General features: G+C 74.4%; 8 protein-coding genes. 1 reads left to right on the top strand and 7 read right to left on the bottom strand.

The window, feature by feature from the left end; all coding sequences use genetic code 11:
- Positions 1–501: 501 nt before the first annotated feature.
- Positions 502–1,830, bottom strand: a complete 1,329-nt coding sequence (locus tag AB0D10_RS39145; RefSeq protein ID WP_360265520.1) for a HAMP domain-containing sensor histidine kinase — start codon at positions 1,828–1,830, stop codon at positions 502–504.
- Positions 1,827–2,513, bottom strand: coding sequence for a response regulator transcription factor (locus AB0D10_RS39140; protein ID WP_360265517.1), 687 nt, complete (start codon positions 2,511–2,513; stop codon positions 1,827–1,829). Before AB0D10_RS39140 ends, AB0D10_RS39145 begins: the two co-directional genes overlap by 4 nt.
- Before the next feature lie 317 nt (positions 2,514–2,830).
- Here AB0D10_RS39140 and AB0D10_RS39135 point away from each other — a divergent pair, with 317 nt between their 5' ends.
- Positions 2,831–4,681: an alpha/beta hydrolase gene (locus tag AB0D10_RS39135; RefSeq protein WP_360265514.1), complete on the top strand. Its 1,851-nt coding sequence runs from the start codon at positions 2,831–2,833 to the stop codon at positions 4,679–4,681.
- 382 nt (positions 4,682–5,063) lie between these two features.
- On the opposite strand, the gene AB0D10_RS39130 is transcribed toward AB0D10_RS39135, so the two are convergent.
- The 5 genes from AB0D10_RS39130 to AB0D10_RS39110 all read right to left on the bottom strand — a co-directional run bounded on the left by AB0D10_RS39130 (position 5,064) and on the right by AB0D10_RS39110 (position 18,230).
- Positions 5,064–6,965, bottom strand: coding sequence for a DNA/RNA helicase domain-containing protein (locus AB0D10_RS39130; RefSeq protein ID WP_360265511.1), 1,902 nt, complete (start codon positions 6,963–6,965; stop codon positions 5,064–5,066).
- Positions 6,966–7,691: 726 nt separating this feature from the next.
- Complete coding sequence (locus tag AB0D10_RS39125) at positions 7,692–9,656, bottom strand: hypothetical protein (protein ID WP_360265508.1); 1,965 nt, start codon at positions 9,654–9,656, stop codon at positions 7,692–7,694.
- Positions 9,653–11,791: a hypothetical protein gene (locus AB0D10_RS39120; protein ID WP_360265505.1), complete on the bottom strand. Its 2,139-nt coding sequence runs from the start codon at positions 11,789–11,791 to the stop codon at positions 9,653–9,655. The genes AB0D10_RS39125 and AB0D10_RS39120 overlap by 4 nt, the downstream gene beginning before the upstream one ends.
- A complete protein-coding gene (locus tag AB0D10_RS39115) occupies positions 11,788–14,337 on the bottom strand; it encodes a hypothetical protein (RefSeq protein ID WP_360265502.1) in 2,550 nt (849 codons plus the stop codon). The genes AB0D10_RS39120 and AB0D10_RS39115 overlap by 4 nt, the downstream gene beginning before the upstream one ends.
- Positions 14,334–18,230 carry a tubulin-like doman-containing protein gene (locus AB0D10_RS39110; protein ID WP_360265500.1) on the bottom strand — a complete coding sequence of 1,299 codons (3,897 nt, stop codon included), beginning with the start codon at positions 18,228–18,230 and terminating at the stop codon, positions 14,334–14,336. The genes AB0D10_RS39115 and AB0D10_RS39110 overlap by 4 nt, the downstream gene beginning before the upstream one ends.
- Positions 18,231–18,251 lie beyond the last annotated feature (21 nt).

The raw sequence follows: 18,251 nt of genomic DNA, 5'->3' as shown, positions 1-18,251 counted from the left end.
ATTCCGCCGGATGCTCCTCACGTCCGGTGGCTCGGGCGGAAGCGGCGCGCGACCCCCGGGGGGACGGGGTCGCGCGCTACGGAAGGACAGTCTTCCGCCGCGATGATGAGGTTTTGATGAGGACGACCCGGGCCCGGCCCGGTGCGTCTTCAGGAGCCGCGGCGTACGGCGGACGATCACCTGCCGGCGGTCCCGCCGCGGTCGGCACGAGCACCCCGCCCGAACCTCGTGCCGGACCCGCGATCGCAGCCCGGGGCCGACAGCGCTCGCCGTGCCGGACGTCGGCACCGGAGCGGTGAGCACCTCGATGGCCCCGGCTGGACGCGGACAGCGGGCGGCCGGCTGACAGCCACCGACCACGTTCGCCGCGCACGGCTTCTCCGCCGCCACGAGCCGGCCCCCGGGCCGCCCGGCAGGGTTTCACCGACCCCGGCGGCAGAGCGGGTCACTGTGCCGGCCGACGATGATCGTTCCCGTCGGGAACCGCTGCGTGGAGCGCGGCTACGACGGGGAGGCGGCCTTGGCCCGCGGTGGGAGGCGGAGGGTGAAGCGGGCGCCGCCGCGCGGGCTGGTGCCGACGTCGAGGGTGCCGCCGTGGGCGTGGGCGACCCAGGAGGCGATGGACAGTCCGAGGCCAGTGGAGCCGGAGCCGCTGTGGAAGCGTTGGAAGAGCGAGTCGGCCAGGGCCGGGGGTATTCCCGGGCCGGCGTCGTCGACGGTCACGGTCCCGTCGGCGGCGACGGTGAGTTCGACGTCCGCGGGCCGGCCCGGGGCGTGGCCGTGCAGGAGCGCGTTGCCGAGGAGGTTGGCCACCGCTCGCCGGATCAGGTCGGGATCGGCGTCCACGACGACCGGTTCGGTGCGTACGGTCACACGGTGCCCGCCGGTCTCGGTGTCGTCGGCGACCACCTCGACGAGCTGGTCGAGGCGCAGTGGCTGGCGGGCCAGGGTGCCGACACCGGCCATCAGCCGGGCCCTGGTGAGCAGGCCGTCGATCAGGTCGCCCATCCGGGTCGCCAGCCGCACGGTCCGTTCCAGTGCGGCTGCGCGGTGGGCGTCGTCGCGCAGCGCGGTCTCCGCGAGGCTGCGCAGCGAGGCGGTGGGGGTGCGCAGGTCGTGGGCGGCGTCGGCGAGGAACTCCTCCTGCTGCTGCAGTGCCGTCAGGGCCGGCCGGATCGCCCTTCCGGAGAGCAGGTGCCCGGCCAGGGCGGACAGGGCCACCAGGACCGCGCAGCCCGTCACCAGCAGCAGTACGAGTTTGCGGTGCTCGGCCTGGCCACTGGTGGTGTCGCCGACTGCGACCACCGCGCCGGCCGACGATTGGCCGCCTGCTCCGGTGTAGGGCTGGGCGAGCAGCCAGATCTGGTGGCCGTTCTCGCTGCGCGCCTCCACCTCGGTGGCCGATCCGTCTCGCATCGCCGTGGCAGCGACCGCTTCGAGGTCTTCGACGCCGGCTCGTACGCAGGGTTGGTGCGGGGTGTACGCGATCGTGGGCCGGTCGGCCGTACCGGTTACCACGGTCACCGGCGGGCACGAGGTCTCCACGGCGTCCAGCAGACTCTGCGCGTCGAATCGGCCGTTGTCGTCGAAGCTCACATACGGGATGGCCTGGCTGGCCTGGAGGTTGAGCGTGTCGTCGAGCTCGGTGCGCCAGGAGTTGTCGTCGGTGCGGATGGCGAACGCCGCCAGGGCGATCAGTCCGACCGCGCTGGTCAGGGCGAACAGTGCCGTGAGCCGCCAGCGCAGCCGGCGGATCCGGGCCGCGGCCGTCATCGCCGGCCGCTGTCGCCGACGCGGGCGCGGGCGCAGGCGCCGGGCTGCGGCGCTCATCGCCGGCCGCTGTCGTCGGCGGTGGGTGGTGCCAGCCGGTAGCCGACCCCGCGGACCGTGTGGATCAACGGCGGATCGCCGAGCTTGCGGCGCAGCTGGGAGACCAGGACCTCGACGACGTTGGAGTTCGGCTCGGCCATCTCGTCCCAGCACTTCTCTATGAGGTCGGCGCGGGGCACGGCCTGGTCCGCCCGGGCCGCGAGCAGTTCCAGCACGGCGAACTCCTTGCGGGTCAGGACGAGCAGCACGCCACCGCGGTGCACCTGGCGGCGGGCGGTGTCGATCTCCAGGTCGGCGAAGCGCTGCACCGGAGGCCGGAGGGTCGTCGCCCGTCGGCACAGGCTGTGCACCCGGGCCGCCAGCTCGGGCACCGCGAACGGTTTGACCAGGTAGTCGTCGCCGCCGACGGCGAACCCCTCGACCCGGTCGGCGACCGTGTCCCGGGCGGTGAGGAACAGCACCGGGACGGTGTGCCCGGCGCGGCGCAGTTCATGGACGAAGTCGACGGCGTCCCCGGAGGGCAGCATCCGGTCGAACACCGCGCAGTCGTACTCGGTGACGAACAGCGCCTCGTCGGCGGCCGGAAGATCGGCGACCTCGTCGACGGCCAGCCCCTCGCCGCGCAGTGCCGCGGCTACCGCGAACCGCAGGTCAGCGTCGTCTTCGACCACCAGTACTCGCACGGCGGTCAGGATAGCCCGGCCCGGCGTCCGGCCTCGTGGCGGACCTCATCAAATCCTCAGCCTCCCTCCGGAATCCTCCGGTGACGTGACAGCGGAATCGAACAGGAGGAGCCGGGCAGTGCGGCGGTCGGTCCGAGAGACACGTGGGCGCGCCGGTGTGCGGCGACGCGGGACACCCCCGGGCGTGGGCCCCAGCGCCCCCCGGGGCCCGGCCGGGCCCGGCCGGCGTCCTCGCTTCGGCTGCGGTGGGCCGCCGGGGCGCCGGCGCTGCTGGCCGTCGCGGGCGCGGCGTCGGACGTGAACGGCCCGGACCGGCGGTGGGCGGTCCGGACCAGCAGTGGGCGGTCCGGCAGGTCCGCAGGGCGGTCAACGCCGCGGGCCTCTCCCAGGCGTCCGACGCCGCGGATTCGAAGCGCCGGTTCAAGGAGGCCCGAGAACACCGCGGGCACCTGGCCGGCCACGTGCTCGACGCCACCGGCCCGCCCGCCCGCGCCCTGCGCGCCGTGAACAGCTCTGACCAGAACCGACGGAGTACCCCCATGAAGCACCCGACCATCAAGCGCGGCAGCCTGATCCTGGCCCTGGCCGTACTCGGCGCGACGACACTCGCAGGCTGCCACGACGCGGCAGAGGACACGCACGCGCCGCCCACCGCTGCCGCGACGGCCGACCCCGCCGAGCAGAGCGCCCTGCAAGCCTTCTACCAACAGAAGCCCACCTGGACACCATGCGGTGAGCTGCAGTGCGCCGCACTGACCGTTCCCATGGACTACGCACACCCCGAGAACGGCCAGACCTTCACCCTGCCGCTGGCCAAGAAGGCCACGGCGGACCCCGCCCGGCGCATCGGCTCCCTGGTCTTCAACCCCGGCGGCCCGGGCGCCTCCGGAGTGGGCCAGCTGAAGGACGGCGGCGTCTCGTCCTTCACCGAACGGACCCGCGCCCGCTTCGACATCGTCAGCTTCGACCCACGCGGCGTGGCCGGCAGCAAGCCCGCCATCGACTGCGGCCCCTCCGACGCCACCGACCAGGACCAGCCCGCCTCCGACGACACACCGATGAGCGTGTACCCGAAGACCGAAGCCGAACGCAACGCCGCGCTCGCGGACGCCGAGAAGCAGGTCGCCGCCTGCAAGGCCCACAGCGGGGCGATCCTGCCGCACGTCGGAACCTTGGACGCCGCCCGCGACCTGGACGTGCTGCGCGCCGCCCTCGGCGACCGGAAGCTCAGCTACCTCGGCTGGTCCTACGGCACCTACCTCGGCACCGTCTACGGCGAACTGTTCCCCCACCGGGTGCGCGCACTCGTCCTCGACGGAGCGATGGACCCTTCACTCACCTGGTCCGAACAGACCCTCCAACAGGGCAAAGCCTTCCAGAAGTCGGTGGACGACTACGCCCGGCAGTGCGCCACCGTCGTGCACGACGCCTGCCCCGCCACCACCCCGGACGGCATCCGCAAAGTGATCACCGACCTGTACGCACGGACCTCGAAACACCCACTGCGCATCAAGGGCACCACCCAGCGGCTCGACGAGAACCTGCTGCTCACCGCCATCACCATGTCGATGTACACGCCCGAAGCCCAGTGGCAGGACCTGTCCGAGGCGCTCCGCGCCGCACGCAACGGCGACGGGACGAAACTCGCCGAACTCGCCAGCCCCGGCATATCCACCCAGGACAACAACCCCGCGAGCACCCCCGACAACGGCCCCGACGCCGGATCCGACCCGAGCGCCACCACCGAGCAGGCCCCCGACAACTCCTCCGTCGCCATCACCGCCGTCAACTGCCTCGACCAACCACACCCCCGGGACCCGCAGCCCTACTGGGACCTGCTGGAGCGCGCGAACAAGGAGGCCGGAGCCATCGGCACCTCCACCGTCCTCGCCGAACTCACCTGCAAGGACTGGCCCGCCGGACAACAGCAGCCGCACCGCGTCCACGCCGACGGCCTGCCCCCGGTCCTGGTCGTCGGCACCACCGGCGACCCGGCCACGCTCTACCCGTGGGCTCAGAGCCTCGCCACCCAACTGCCCGGCGGCATGCTGCTCACCTACAAGGGCCTGGGCCACACCGCCTACGGCCGCAGCAACGCCTGCGTCACCGACGCCGTGGACGCCTACCTCACCGACCTCAAACCGGTTCCGGGTGGAACGACCTGCTGATCCGCGTGTGTTCCGGACACGACGCCGCGCGGCCCCGGCGCACCCGACCGCCTCGGTGACCTCCCCCACCGGGGACGTCCGGACGAACCGCTCGGAAGCGCCCTGCGTACGACGCTGATACCAGGACGAGTCTCCGGGTGGGGAATTGACGCCGAGGTGGTGTCGGTGTCCCGGAATCCGCCGGGAGGCCATGGGCCGGCCGGAGCGAGTGACGCACCCGAGACGGTGGACGAACGACGACCGGCGGGACCGGTAACTCGACCTGGCCGCCCATGAGTTCCGGTGCGCCTTCGGCTGGTCATCGGCCCGCAGGCAGGGGGGCGGTCCCAACCGTGCGGACCGGTCAGCCTCGTGTGCCTCGCGTGGAATCGGTGAGTGGTGTTCAGCCGCGGCGGCCATGCTCCATCTCGACCTGGCCTACCTGCTGCCCGGTCACCAGATCCCGCAACTTGGCGCGCGTCTCCGGGTCCGTCGAGTACACGACGGTGCCGATCATTCCCCGCGTCAGCAGCACCTTGTAGGTGTTGCGGATCAGGCGGTCGATGTCGGCGTCGGTGGTGGACTTGCGGAAGACGGGGTCCTTGGACGCGGTCCGGTCGGTGATCCACTGGTCGGTGCGCCAGACGAGGTCCGGTCCGAGGATGACGCCGCTCCAGTCGTACTCGAAGCCCTGGGCCGTGTACACGCAGCCGACCTGGCCGAAGCCGGCCGGGTCGGTGGCCCACAGCGCGGCCGGCGGGGCGCCGGCGACCGAGCGGTCGCCGTACACGTTCCACGGGCGGGCCCAGTCGCCGATGTGCACGTCGAGGGGGAGCGGGTCTCCTGGGGCGACCTTGGTGGTCCACTTCCAGCAGTACCCGGCCGACATGCGGGCACCGTACCCCTCCGCGCGCCGGGCATCGAGGAACGCCTCCAACTCCTGGGGGCTGTCGACCACCTCCAGGGCGACCTTGCCATCGGGCTCCCACCCGACGGGGCCGCCGGCCTCCAGGCCCAGCAGGCGCACCACCCAGTGCAGGTAGGCATCGCTGCCGCCGCAGCGGAACTGGCTGTCCAGCTCGACCACTTGGCAGTTCAGGCCCTTCACGGCGGCGGCGGCCCTGATCTGGGCCACCGTGCCCATCTCGCCCGGCCGCACTACCTGGTGCTCGTCCAGCAGGAACACGGGCACCCGGGCGGCGTCGATCAACTCCTCGATCTGGGGCTTGCCGGTGCGCTGGGCGGCCCGGGTGTAGCGGTTCGCCGACGTCTCCCGGATCCGGTGGGCCTCGTCGCAGATCAGCACGTCCAGCCCGTTGCGCTCGGCGGTCATGAAGCTGTTGAAGTACTTGAACAGGTCCTGGACCGCACGCTTCCGTGCGCCGGCGACCCGACGCATCGTGGTGGTGAACGAGCTGGAGCCTGTCGCGTGCAGGGCCGTGACGCCACGCCGGTACAGATCACCCAGGAGAGACAGCGCGATGACGCTCTTCCCGGTACCCGGGCCGCCCGTGATGACGACGACCTCCTTGTGGTCGGACTGCTGCGCCTGGCGGACTGCGCGCAGCACCAGCTCGTAGGCGACGCGCTGCTCGTCCAGCAGGACGAACTGTTCGCGCTCGCGGACCTCTTCGGCGGCGACCGCCATCAGCTGCTTGGACGGGGCCACCTTGCCCGCGAGCAACCGGTCCGCTGCCTCCGCGCCGGAGACCGGCTTCAGCCTCGTTCGGAGGTACTGGATGAACTCCCCGCGGCGCTCGGCGGTGAAGAGCCGGCCGCGGGCGTCCTGCGGGACCTCGTAGAGGCCCTGGACGCCGAACTCCGTCGCGTTGTGGAGGAAGGCCACGCCGGACAAGCGCTCGGGATGGGCGGCGAGTGCGCCGTTGAAGGAGATGAGGTAGTCGCAGTAGCCGCGGACCTGCTCGATGGGGTTCAGCACCGGCCGGGTGTACGCGTCGACCCGGCAGAGCAGCGGCTCGCCGTCCTCCGGCAGGGCGCTGCTCCACTGCTTGAGTTCGACCACCACGTACGACGGTTCGCCGGTGCCCGGGTGGACGCCGGCGAGTATGACGTCCGCGCGCTTGCTGTTGAGTGGCAGCGAGTACTCGAGGAGTACCTCGACCATGCCGAGCCCGGCGTCCAGGAGCGCGTTGGTCAGGACCGGGATGCTGCGTTCCCAGGAACGCACCTCGGACGGGCTCGGCTTGTGGCCGTGCTTGTGGACGAACTGGTCGATGAGGCGTACGAACAGTGATCCGGCCAGGCTCTCGGCGGCGACCGCGGACGCGGAGTCGCGGAACAGCAAGGAATGCTCCCAGGCAGCACGAAGTGACTCGTGCGGGTGGGGGCATGTCCCTGAAGGGAAGCCCGGCGGGCCGCGCTGATGACAGGGCCAAACCTACAACGGAGAGTCTGAGCTCGTACCCGAACACCTGAGCCTTCACCAACGCACGGCGGACCGGGAACGGGGGCGGGGACGGCTTGCGCGGCCGACAGAGTCCCGGAGCAGCCCGGCCTGTGCGGGGAGAGAGGCGCTCGTAGGGACGGGGCTGCTCCGAGGGCTTGGGCCACGACAGCTGCGACGGAGTCAGGGAGTTTCCGGAGCGGGGAAATCCGGGGATTTGCCGGGGACTACGTGCCGATCACCATGACGGTCGGACAGCTTGAGTCGGCCGAAGGGCCGGGTGAGGTCGTCGTGGTCGTGGTGGCGGGCGTAGGTGGGGGGCTTGAGCACGTCCTCCTCGGTCCGCGGCCGACCGGTCGGGTATCCGGCCTCCGTCAGGTCGTCGTCGGGATCCGATCCGGTGCGCTCGCGTTCGACGGCGCGCTCCAGCGCCTCGTGGCCGGACCTGCGGGTGCGGAAGCCGCTGCGGCATCGCTGCCGACGGCGCCCGCCCGCCGAGGGCGCGTCGGAGGTGTGGGCCCAGGAGCCCTGGTGCGTAGGGCGGTTGGGGCTCGGGGTCGGTGGCGGCGCGGGCTCCTGGGGCCGCGCCGCTGTGCGTCGGGTCGGCTGGGTCGTGGGTGTCGGGGGTCAGGCGAGGGCGAGGGCGATGACGAGGATGGCGATCAGGGCGGCTGAGATGCCGAGGACGAGGCGGACGTTGCGGGTCTGGGGGTCCGGTGGGGTCGTGGGGCGGGGGGACCTCGGTGGGGTGGCGTGGCGGGGGCCGGGGGGTGGAGTGATCGGCGGGGGGTCGGGTTCGGTGGGTGCGGGCGGGGGGCTGGTGGGTGGCTGTGGGGTGGGAGCGAGGGGAGGGGTTTCCGGTTCGGGGTGTGGCTGTGGCTTTGGTGGCTGTGACTGGGGCTCGGGCTGGGCGCGGGGCGGGGTGGTGGGGGGCGGGTAGACCAGTCGTTGCCAGACCCGGGTCGGGAGGTCGGGCGCCGGGTCGTTCGACTCGGGTGGGGGGACGAGCCGGCGGAGCAGGTCCTGTTCGACGGCGGAGTTGTCGCGCTGGAGCTGGTCGAACAGGGTGATGAGGGCCTGCTCGTGCCGGGGCTCCCGGGTGTACGGGGCGACGGCCCAGTCGAACAGCCAGACGGCGCGTTCGACGAGCTGGTCGTCGGGGGCGTCGTGCTCGCCTTGGGGCGCCCGGTCGGACCGGTAGAGGTAGAGCTGCTGTCGCAGGACCTCGGCGCAGAGCAGGTGGCAGTCCTCCGGGGTCCGCGAGCCGGTGAGGCTGCAGAGGACGAACAGCAGGCGCTTGGTGGCGGTGCCGGAGAGGTCCTCCTCGCGCAGCAGGTCCAGCAGGGGCCCGTCACCGATGCCGGTGGACAGGCCGACCAGGCGGGGGAGGACGTCTTCGGTGGGGGCGGGGTCGTCGAGCTCCCGGCGCAGGGACGGCGGCGGGCGGTGGTCGGCGGGCGGGTCGGTGTAGACGCCTCGGTCGTCGGAGTCGTCGTGGCGGTCGGCATCGCCGTCGGGGGCCGGAGACGGCGGCTCGGGATCGTGGTCGAGTGGGCCGTGGTCGAGCGGGTGGTGTTCGGCGGGCCGGTGGTCGGCGGTGGGCCGGCGGTCGTCGTCGCGGCGGCTGGGCCGGGTGTCCTCCGGCCGGGGTGGTTCCGTGCGGCCGGGCCGCGGGCGGCTGCCGCGGTCGACGCCGAGGACGTGGGAGAGCCGGCGCAGGCGTTCGGCGGTCGACAGGGTCGCGGCGTCCCGGAGGTCGTTCGCGTGGAGTTCGGACAGCCCCGGGGCCCGTACGGGGCGTTCCAGCACGAGCTCGACCATCCGGGCGGCCAGGGTGTGGGCGAAGTCGCTCTCGGACCGCCGTGGGTCGACCCGCGACCGTGCGCCCTGGTGGCCCGCGTCGGTCGTCCAGTCCGTGACCCAGGTGACCGCCAGGTCGTGGCGGTCCGTCACGTCGTAGGTCGCGAAGGTCCAGGGCTGGCCGAGCCAGTCGCGGCCGAAGATCTCGTACAGGCCCCTGATCACGGCGGCGGAGCGGTTGCGGTCGGGCCAGCCGGGCAGGGAGTCGGCGCGCAGCGACAGCCGGGCCCCCGGGCGGCGCAGCAGGGCCGCGACCGCGACCGTGAGCGCGTCGGTGACCTCGCCGATCCGGCCCGGGGTGTCGGGCCAGGCCTCCTTGGCGGTGTCCGCCAGCAGGGAGTACTCGACCCGGCCGCACCGGCCGGTGGTCGTCTCGGCGAACTCCTGGGAGCCGAACGGCCAGCCGTACAGGGCCAGGGCGAGCCGGGGGCCGAGCAGGTCCTGGTCACCGAGCAGCAGGTGGCAGGCGGTGTTGGGCCGCCCGCCCGCGTCCGTGGTCGGCCAGCGCCGGATGACGGCGGCCTCGCCGCGTTTGGTGAGGGTGCGGACCAGGCTGGGCCGCGCCGCGCCGTCCACCCGGAGCAGCGGGGCGAGTTCGCGGGAGAGGTCGTCGGCGCGCTCCGGGGAACAGGACCAGGCAGTGGCGGCCATGCCGGAGCTGCGGCGCCCCTGGTTGCCCTTCCAGCGGAACACGACCTGGTCGACCGACTCCTCCGGGCCGCCGGCGCTCATCGGGCCACCTCCGGGCCGGCGGGGCCGTCGGCCAGCTCGATGATGCCGTGCATCGCGAGCAGCGAGATCAGCGGTTCCAGCACCCGCTGCGCCCGGACGCCGCGCGGGTAGCGGCTGTCCTCCTGCCGGCCGCCGGTGGCGGAGGCGATGTGCATGGTGCAGTGCAGGGCGGTGTCGAAGGGGCGCAGCCAGGCCTTTCCGGCGTGGCGGTGCAGCAGCGCGTACACGTCGCGGCTCTCCTCGTAGAGCCGTCGGCGGCTCAGGGGGACGGTGCCGGGCTCGGTCAGCCAGCGGTCCACCGGGGGCTCGGAGCGCAGCAGGTCGGCCTTGGCGACCACGACCGCCGACGGGACGGTCAGGTACGGGCCGGTCCGCGGGATGCGGTCCAGGGCGGTGGCGAACGCGGGGTCGCCGTCCCGGCTGACGTGCAGGTCGAGCGCGGTGCGGATCTCGTCGAGCTGGGGCAGGGGCATGGCCAGGGTGGGGTCGACGACGAAGACCAGGGCGTCGATGCCGAGCAGGAAGCGCAGCAGCGCGTCGGTGCGCAGCAGGTCCTCGCCTGCGAGGTCGAAGAAGGCCAGCGGGCGGACCCGGCCGCGGGCGTCGGTGATCAGCAGGGACTCGACGAAGCGGGCGGACTCGCTGTCGCCCAGTCCGGCGGTGTGGGCGATCACGTTGCCGTCGCGCAGCGGCACCACGCGGTCGTTGAGGAAGCTGGCGTGCTGCTCCGGGTTGACGGACTGCCAGCTGACGCCGTACGGCTTCAGCCGGTCGTCGGCGATCTCGGCGATCATCTGGGTCAACAGGTGGCTCTTCCCGGTGTTCGACTGGCCGATCATGGCGACGGTCAGCGGACGCCCGTTGGTCAGGTAGGGCACCGGGATGTGGTGCGGCGGCGTCGTCTGGTTGCCCTGGCAGAGCTGGAAGGCGCCGCGCAGTTCGTCGGCGAGCAGCCGGGCGCTCTGGCGCTCGGAGAACGCGTACGGCTGGAGTTCCTGGACGGCGTCGGGGACGTGGAGCGCGTTCGGGTCGAAGCGGATGTACTCCAGGCAGTAGGGGCAGAGCACGCCGCCGGAGTCGTCGGCGGCCCCCGCCGTGCCCGGCGTCCCGTACGGGCCCGCGGGCGCGGCGGTGCCGTCGCCCGGGACGTCGGGTCCGTGCGGTGCGCCGTCCGCGCCGGGGCCGCCGGGCGGGTCGCCACCGGCGGCGCGCTTCAGGGAGACGGCGTGGTCGAACGCCGTGCGGTGCGCGGCGAGGCCGTCGCCGCCGACGGCGCGGCCGGCGGCGTGCCGGTCGGGGGAGAGCAGGCCCAGGAGCGCGGCCGGGGTGGGGCGGTCGACGGCGCGGGCGGCGAACGAGCTCCGCATGGTGTGGGCGAGCGAGCGGTGGTCGCCCAGGTCGGCCGGTGTCCGGTCGGAATCGCCGGGCCGCCCGGTGACCAGGCGGTACATCACCTGGGCGGTGCTCCACAGGGCGTCGCGGGGGTCGCTGTGCCCGGTGCCTTCGCGCAGCTCGGGGGAGGCGTACGGCGCGGGGCCGCGCGGGGTCCGCGGCCGTCCGGTGTGGGCGACCGCGTCCAGGCCCCACAGCTGGACGGAGCGGCCGTCCCAGCGGACCGTCGAGGGGGTGAGGCCCTGGTGGACGAGGCCGAGTTCGGCGAGCAGGGCGGCGGCGTCGACGAGGTCCCGCTCGATGGTGCGCAGTTGGGTACCGGCGAGGCTGTGCAGCCGGTCGGCCCGGTTGCCGCGCGGCGGCTCGTAGAGGACGAACGGCTCGGTCACGTCCAGGTCGTAGCCGATCACCACGGGGAAGAGCCGGGCGGCCTCGGTGCCGCCGAAGGTGCGGTGCAGTCGCAGGGCGGTCGCCGCCTCGCTGTCCAGCGCGTCCCGGGTGGCCTCGGTGACGCCGGCCCCGTCGGAGACGGCGGCCCGGACCTGGACGCACCGGAGGGTGCCGTCGAGCATCGCGTTGCGCATCCGGGGGACGCCGCGGTCGGGGCCGGACGGGTCGGGGCCGAACCGCGCGGCCGCGACCCGCCGCCGCCCGGCGGGGGTCAGGTACGGCAGGTCGACGCCCTTGCGGCGACCGGGGTCGTCGGGGCTCGGCGGGTGCGTGCCGGACCCGGTGGTGCTCACCACTGCTCCTCCTCCTCGTCGTACGGCGAGACGTGCCGTTGCCGGACCGTCTCGACCACCCCGGCGCGCAGCGCGGTCAGCCGCAGCCGGCCGGCGTAGCGCCCGGCGGCGGTCCGCACCTCCCGGCCGTCCTCGGCCGGATGGCCGGCCGCCGCGCTCCCGGCGGTGCCCTCGCGGGCGGCCTCGGGGGCGAAGCGGATCAGGGCGACCGCGTCGGGGTTGCGGCTGAGCAGGTCCAGCTGCTCGGCCGAGTTCAGTTGCAGGAGGCCTTGGCCGTCCTGCTCGGGGCCGATCGGGTCGGCGGCCCGGCGGATGTCGATGCCCAGCAGCCCGGACGGGCCGCTGCGCGCCCGGTGCGGGTCCGCGAACGGAGGGGCGGTCAGGACGTCGTTGCGGCGCAGGTGGTCGCGCGCCACGCCGAGCAGCTCGCGCACCCGTTCGGCGATCCGCTCCTGGGCGGCGTCACCGGCGTGGCCGCGTTCGACCGCCCCCCAGTACGGCTCCAGGGCGGTCAGGGCGGCGTCCGCCAGGTCACCGGCCAGGGTCGGCACCAGGTCCGGGCCGCCCTTGGCCTCCCCGCGCTCCAGCCAGCGCGGGCCGGGTCCGCCGGCGCCCGGGGTGATCGTGGGCGCGGCCGTGCGGGGACCGTGGGCGTCGCCGGAGCCGCGCGGGTCGGGCGTCGGGGCGCGGTCCCACCATTCCTCGTCGGCTTCGGCGGGGACGCTCGTCCAGTCGTCGTCCGGGGCGTCGTATCCGTCCCGGTCGTCCCGGCCGTACCCCCGGTAGGGGTCCTCGGACTCCTCCTCGGCGGTGCGACCGAGCCAGTCGTCCTCGCTCTCGGAGGCGGCCCCGGGCCGCTCGGCGGCGAGGTCGCGGGTGGCCTCCTCCTCGGCGGCGGCTGCGGTGGCCCGCAGCACGCCGACGACGGACAGCGCCGCGTCGGCGCAGTAGCGGCGCTCCTCGACCGCCCAGAACTCCCGCAGGGCACGGGCGAGCAGTTCGTCGAGGTCGTTCAGTTCGTCCTGCAGGGGCGTGATGCCGCGCTCCAGGCCCCACCGCTGCGCGTGGTCGTGCCAGCTGCGCAGCACCAGCCAGGCGGCGAGACCGAGACCGGCGAGCAGGCCGACCGTACCGGCCCAGACCGGCAGCCCGGTCCGGGCGGCCGCGGTGGCCGCGGCGGCGGCCCCGAGGACGGCGGCCAGGCCGAACCGGCCGGCGTCGGAGATCCGTCCGGAGCCGCCTGGCAGCCGGATCACGGTGGCCAGGACGCCCAGGACGAGCAGCGCCGGGACGGCGAGCGCGGCCGGCAGCGCCGGCCAGGTCCAGAGCCCGCCGGACGCACCGGCGAGCGCGGCTGCGGCCAGCACCCCGGGGCCGGGCGGATCGGGCGGCAGCGGACGGTCGGACGGGCCGGACGCCCGCAGCCCGTCCAGCTCGGCCAGGAGCGGGGCGTTGGACAGCGGCTGCACCTGTTCGGCGAGCAGCGCGAACCGCTGGGCCACCGAGCGCAGCGGCAGTCCGTCGCGGAGCAGCCCGACGGCGAGGCCGCGCAGGCTCTCGCCGATCCGCTCGCCGGTGGTGGTGGGCGGATCCACGGCGATGCCCAGCCGGGCCAGCCGGGTCGCGGACTCGGCGGCCGGCTGGGCGCCGGCGATGCCGCCGTCACTGCGCAGCACCTCGCCGACCACGCTGCCGTACCGGTCGAGCGCCTGCCGGCCCCGGCCGAGCGCGGCCTCCAGGGCGCGCCGGGCGGCGCCGGTGAACAGCCCGGCCGGGCCGCCGAGCCTGACCAGTTCGCCCTCCGCGGCGGCCAGCTCGGTGACCACCTCGTAGTACGCCCGGGACGCCGGGCCGCCGTCGACCCGCCGCCCGGGGGTGCCGGTGGTGGAGCCCTCGACCAGCCCGGCGAGGACGGTGGGGTGACCGCCGGTCGGGCTGCCCGAGGCCGTGCCGTGCGAGCCGGCGAAGCGGAGCAGTGCCTCGCTCCAGGCCTGGCCGCGGACCTCCGGGGAGAGGCCGTGCTCCATCACGCGCAGCGCCGGGGCCGCCACGCCGTCGGGCAGCGAGCCGAGCAAGTCCAGTGTCTCGTCGAACAGTTCGGTAACGGAGAGGAGGTCGACCAGCACCGCCAGGGCCTGCGGGTCGGCGGGCCCGGCCGGGTCGTCGGCGCCGTGCCCGGCCTGGAGGTCGCCGGCCCAGACCAGGCCGGCCTCCGGCGTGCGCAGGGTCGCGGGCCGCACCAGCCGGCGCTCCGCCGGGTAGCCCTCGGCGGGGTACGCGGGCAGCCCGCCCACCAGCAGGCAGACCACCCGCACCCGGCCGGGCGTGCGGTATCCCATGATCTGCTCGAACCGGGTGCGGTGCTCGCGCAGCCCGGCGGGGGTGTCGACCACCAGAAAGCGCTGGTCGTGCGGCTGGGCCAGGCCCTGGGCCGCGAGCCGGGTCGCGACGGCGCTGCGCAGCACGGCCGGGTCGTCGCCGGCGAGTTCGTCGGTGCGCAGGTCGAGGTGGACGACCGGTGGGGACAGCGGCAGGGGGGCGCTCACGCGGGCTCACCGTCCCGTCGCTCCGAGCCCGGGTGGTCCGGCTTCTCCCAGAAGGACCGGCCGCGCGGCTCGTCCGACGGGTCCCGGCGCGGTGGTTCGCTCCGGGGCGCCTCCCACGCGGCGTCGCGGTCGGTGTGCCGGGTGGGGCCCGGCTCCGCGGCCGGGGCGGGCGGGCGGTCCCAGTCCCACTCCGAGGCCCGGTCGTCCCTCCGGTCGGCGGGGCGGCTGTCGGCCCGGTCGGTGGCCGGGTCGTCGGTGCGGTCGACGGACCGCCGGTCGGCCCGGTCGGTGAAGCGGCCGGAGCCCGTCCTCCGGTCGTCGTGGCGCGGTGCGCCGGCCCGGTCGTCGTCCCGGTCGTCGGAGCGGTCGGCGGTGTCGGTGCGGTACCGGTCGTCGTGGTCGTCCGCGTGGCCGACGCGGCCGTCGTCGTCCCGGTACCCGCCCTCGTGGTGGCCGCGGTCCGTGCCGTACGCGTCGTCGTCGTACCCGGCGGCGCCCCGGCCCCGCCGGTCCGCGTCGTCGTACCCGTGTCCCCGCCCGGGACGGCGTCCCGCATCACGGTCGGTGCGGTCGGTGCGGTCCTCGCGCGGCGGCTCGGCCGTCGGGTCCCAGCCGCCGGGTCCCCGCGGGTCCGGCCCCCGTCCGTCGGGCCGGTCGACCGGGCGCGTGGTGCCGAAGTCGTCCTCCTCGCGCACCGGGGGGCGGGTGCCGGACCCGCCGTAGGCGTCGTCGTCGAGGTCCGCGGCGGCGCGCGGGGACAGTTCGCCGCGCAGGATGACGTCCAGCAGCGCCTCCAGGTTCGGCTGGACGGCCCGCTGGTCGTTGAACTCCAGCCGCAGCGCGGCCGGCAGGGTGTCCGCCCAGAACTGCCACAGCGGGCGGAACCAGCCGTCGACCCGTTCCCCGCCGGACTCCCGGCGGGACTTGAGCATCCGCAGCTGCTGGGGCGCGATCTCCTCGACCAGCTTGACGAACAGCGGGTCCGGCCGGCTCGCGGAGCGGGTCAGGCCCGCCGGGCGCGCCCCCATCAGCCGGCTGCAGTAGTCCTCCACCGTCCGTTCGTCGTCCAGCACCGTCCACCGCTCGTAGGCGCGCAGCAGCTCGGCCCAGCTGGAGACGCCGTTCTGCTGCTCGCCCAGGCGCAGCCGCACGCCCGGCACGTCCACCCCGCGCTCCCGGAACAACCGCAGCCGGATCACGTGGGGGGAGTGGTCGGGGCCCTCCAGCACGTCCACCTGCCCGTTCCAGAGGAGGGCCAGCAGCCGGTGCAGGATGAGCCGGCGGTCCGCCTCGGTGGAGACCAGCCAGTCGTCGCGGTGACCGAGGCGCTGGCGCCAGCGCAACACGTCCTCGGACTGTTCGTGGTCCTTCGCCTTCGCCCACTGGCGCAGCATCTTGCGGGCCTCGGGCACCTGGGTGAGGCTCATCTCGCTGCGGAACAGCACGACCGTGATCGACTGGGTCTCGACCCCCCGGAACTCCGCCCGGGCCTCCTTCGGCAGCCGCAGCGCCTTCCGCAGGAAGTCCTCCACCTCGTCCGCGGACTTCACCCGCGGGTACGTCACCAGGGCCTTCAGCGGCCCGGTGCCCTCCGGCACGAACCCGGCCGGCAGCAGCCCCGCCAGCTTGCGGCCGAACTGCTCCAGCGCCTCCTTGCTGACCTGCTCGGCGTCCTCCGCGCTGCCGGCCGCCGCGGCCAGCAGCACTCCCATCGCGGGCAGCAGCGGACGCTCCTCCAGCTGCTCCCCGCTCTCCGCGAACAGCCGCTTGACCCCCGCCTCGACGGCCGCCTTGACCTCGCCGACGGCACTGCCGGGGTTGCGCCGGCTGAGCGTGTTGGCGGAGCGCCACTCGTCGCCGCCGACCAGCCGCATCAGCAGGGCCGCCTCGTCCTCGGTGTCGGGCAGGCCCTCGCGGGCGGTGAGCCGGGCGACCAGGTCGTCGTAGAAGTGCTTCAGGTCGCGCTGCGGCGGCAGCAGGTACGAGACGCCGGTGCGGTCCTCGTAGAGCGTCTGGGACTGTTCGGCGAACGCCCGCGGCTCGTCCTTGGCGTGGTTGCGGAAGGCCGAGGCGAGCCGGGCGACCTCGGTGTCCAGCGCGCGGGCCGTCGGTTCCCACCGCTGCTGCTGGCTCTTCCAGCCCTCGTGCCACAGCTGCCGGCTGCGCCAGCGGTACCAGGCGTCCTGGGCGTGCAGCACGGCCTGGACGTCGTCGTCGCCCCAGCGCGGCTGGGCCAGGCCGCCCATCCGGCGCCGGATCCGGGGGACCGGCGGCGGCTGCTCGTGGGTGCCGGGCGGCAGCGGCGGGGTGTGGGTGCGCTGGTCGAGCATGCCGAGGAAGCCCAGGCGCACGAGATCGTCGGCGTCCTGCGGCTCGCCCCGCACGATCCGCTGGACGGTGAACGGGTCGACGGTCGCGAGCAGTTTGTCGACCGCGCGGCGGGGCGCGAAGTCCTTGGCCATCTCGGCCGTCCGGACCGCCACCTGCCTTGCCAGGTTGGCCAGTTCGGACTGCATGTCGACGAGTCGGGCGGCCAGCCCGGCCTCGATCGCCGAGCTGCCGCGCGGCTCGGGGACCGGCGGCTGGACCTCCAGGACGGGCCGCAGCAGCAGCTCCTCCAGCCCGGAGTCGGTGAACATCTGCTTCACCAGCTCCTCGGCGGCGCGGATCGGGCGGTGCGTGCGGTCGTCGAGCTGGTCGACGGAGGCGCGCAGGATGCGGCCGGAGACCAGCGAGGCCAGTTCGTCGACCGGCGCGGTCATCGAGGCGACCAGGCTGGTGGAGACTCCGCGCCGGCCGATCCCGGACGGTGAGTTGGCGGCCCGTTGCACACCGCGGTTGATGAAGCTCGCGGCGAAGGTCTGATAGTCGTCGTCGGCCCGGGTGCGGGCGGCTCGGCCGTCCCCGAGTTCGGTGCCGATGAGCGACATCACCAGCGACACCATGGAGCGGCGCAGGTCGTCGGGGCGGATGCCGGCGGTGCGGTTGAACAGGAAGGCGGTCGGCAGGATCCCGGTGCGCAGCCGGATCGGGGCGGTGTGCGGGTAGCGGATGCGCAGGGTCAGGTCCTCGTCGAGGTCGCCGAGTTCGGCCCCTTCGACAGGCGCGTTCTGCTCGTCGACCAGGCGGAAGAGGTCGACCAGGGCACGGGCCGAGTTCAGCTCCGCCTCCCGGCCGCCGCCGCTCGCCGCCGGGAACGCCGAGGGCATCACGACCAGCGGGTAGATCTTGACACCGTCGAAGCCCTTCTCCCGGAAGGCGTGGTTGATCAGGTACAGGTAGTCCAGGAAGATGCCGGCGCCGGTGCCGCCCGCGACGGAGAACGCCACGAAGACGTCGCAGCCGTTGACCGGGCCGCCGCCGAGCTGGCTGAGCGTCCCGCCCGAGCGGGCGAGCGCGTCGATGGCCTGCATCAGCGGTTCCAGGACCGGGTCCAGGCCGCCGCGCAGGGTGCCGAACAGACCGGCCCGGCCGACGGTCGGCAGCTGGCCGGCGCCGTTCTTCAGCGGGGTGACCCTGGGCTCGTTCTGCCGCGGCGGCAGCCAGAGGGCGGTCTCCTCGGGCAGGCTGGCCCGGAGCATCTTGGTGACGTCCGGCGAGCTGTCGAAGTTCGGCAGCAGGTCGTGGGTGGAGCGCGAGGTGCGGCTGAACGCGGGGCGCAGCGCCGGGGCGGCGGTGGCGTGCGGCAGCCTGGCCAGGTCGGTCTCGCTGAAGTCGGCGTAGACGAACTGCAGGCAGTCCGGCAGCTGGTAGGGGGCCATGGCGCCGAGGCCGGTCAGCGCCGTGCCGTCCGGTCCGCAGAGCTCGGCGCGCAGCCGCCGGTCGAGTTCCGCGCCGACCAGGCCGCCGGTGCCGCCCAGACCGACGAACAGCATCGGCTGGAAGATCTTCATGGGTTCCGCCTCCATCCGGCC

This window comes from Kitasatospora sp. NPDC048545, from assembly GCF_040651155.1.
Lineage (GTDB): Bacteria > Actinomycetota > Actinomycetes > Streptomycetales > Streptomycetaceae > Kitasatospora.
The sequence above is the reverse complement of the archived record's forward strand: the minus strand, read 5'-3'. Positions and strand labels throughout refer to the sequence as shown.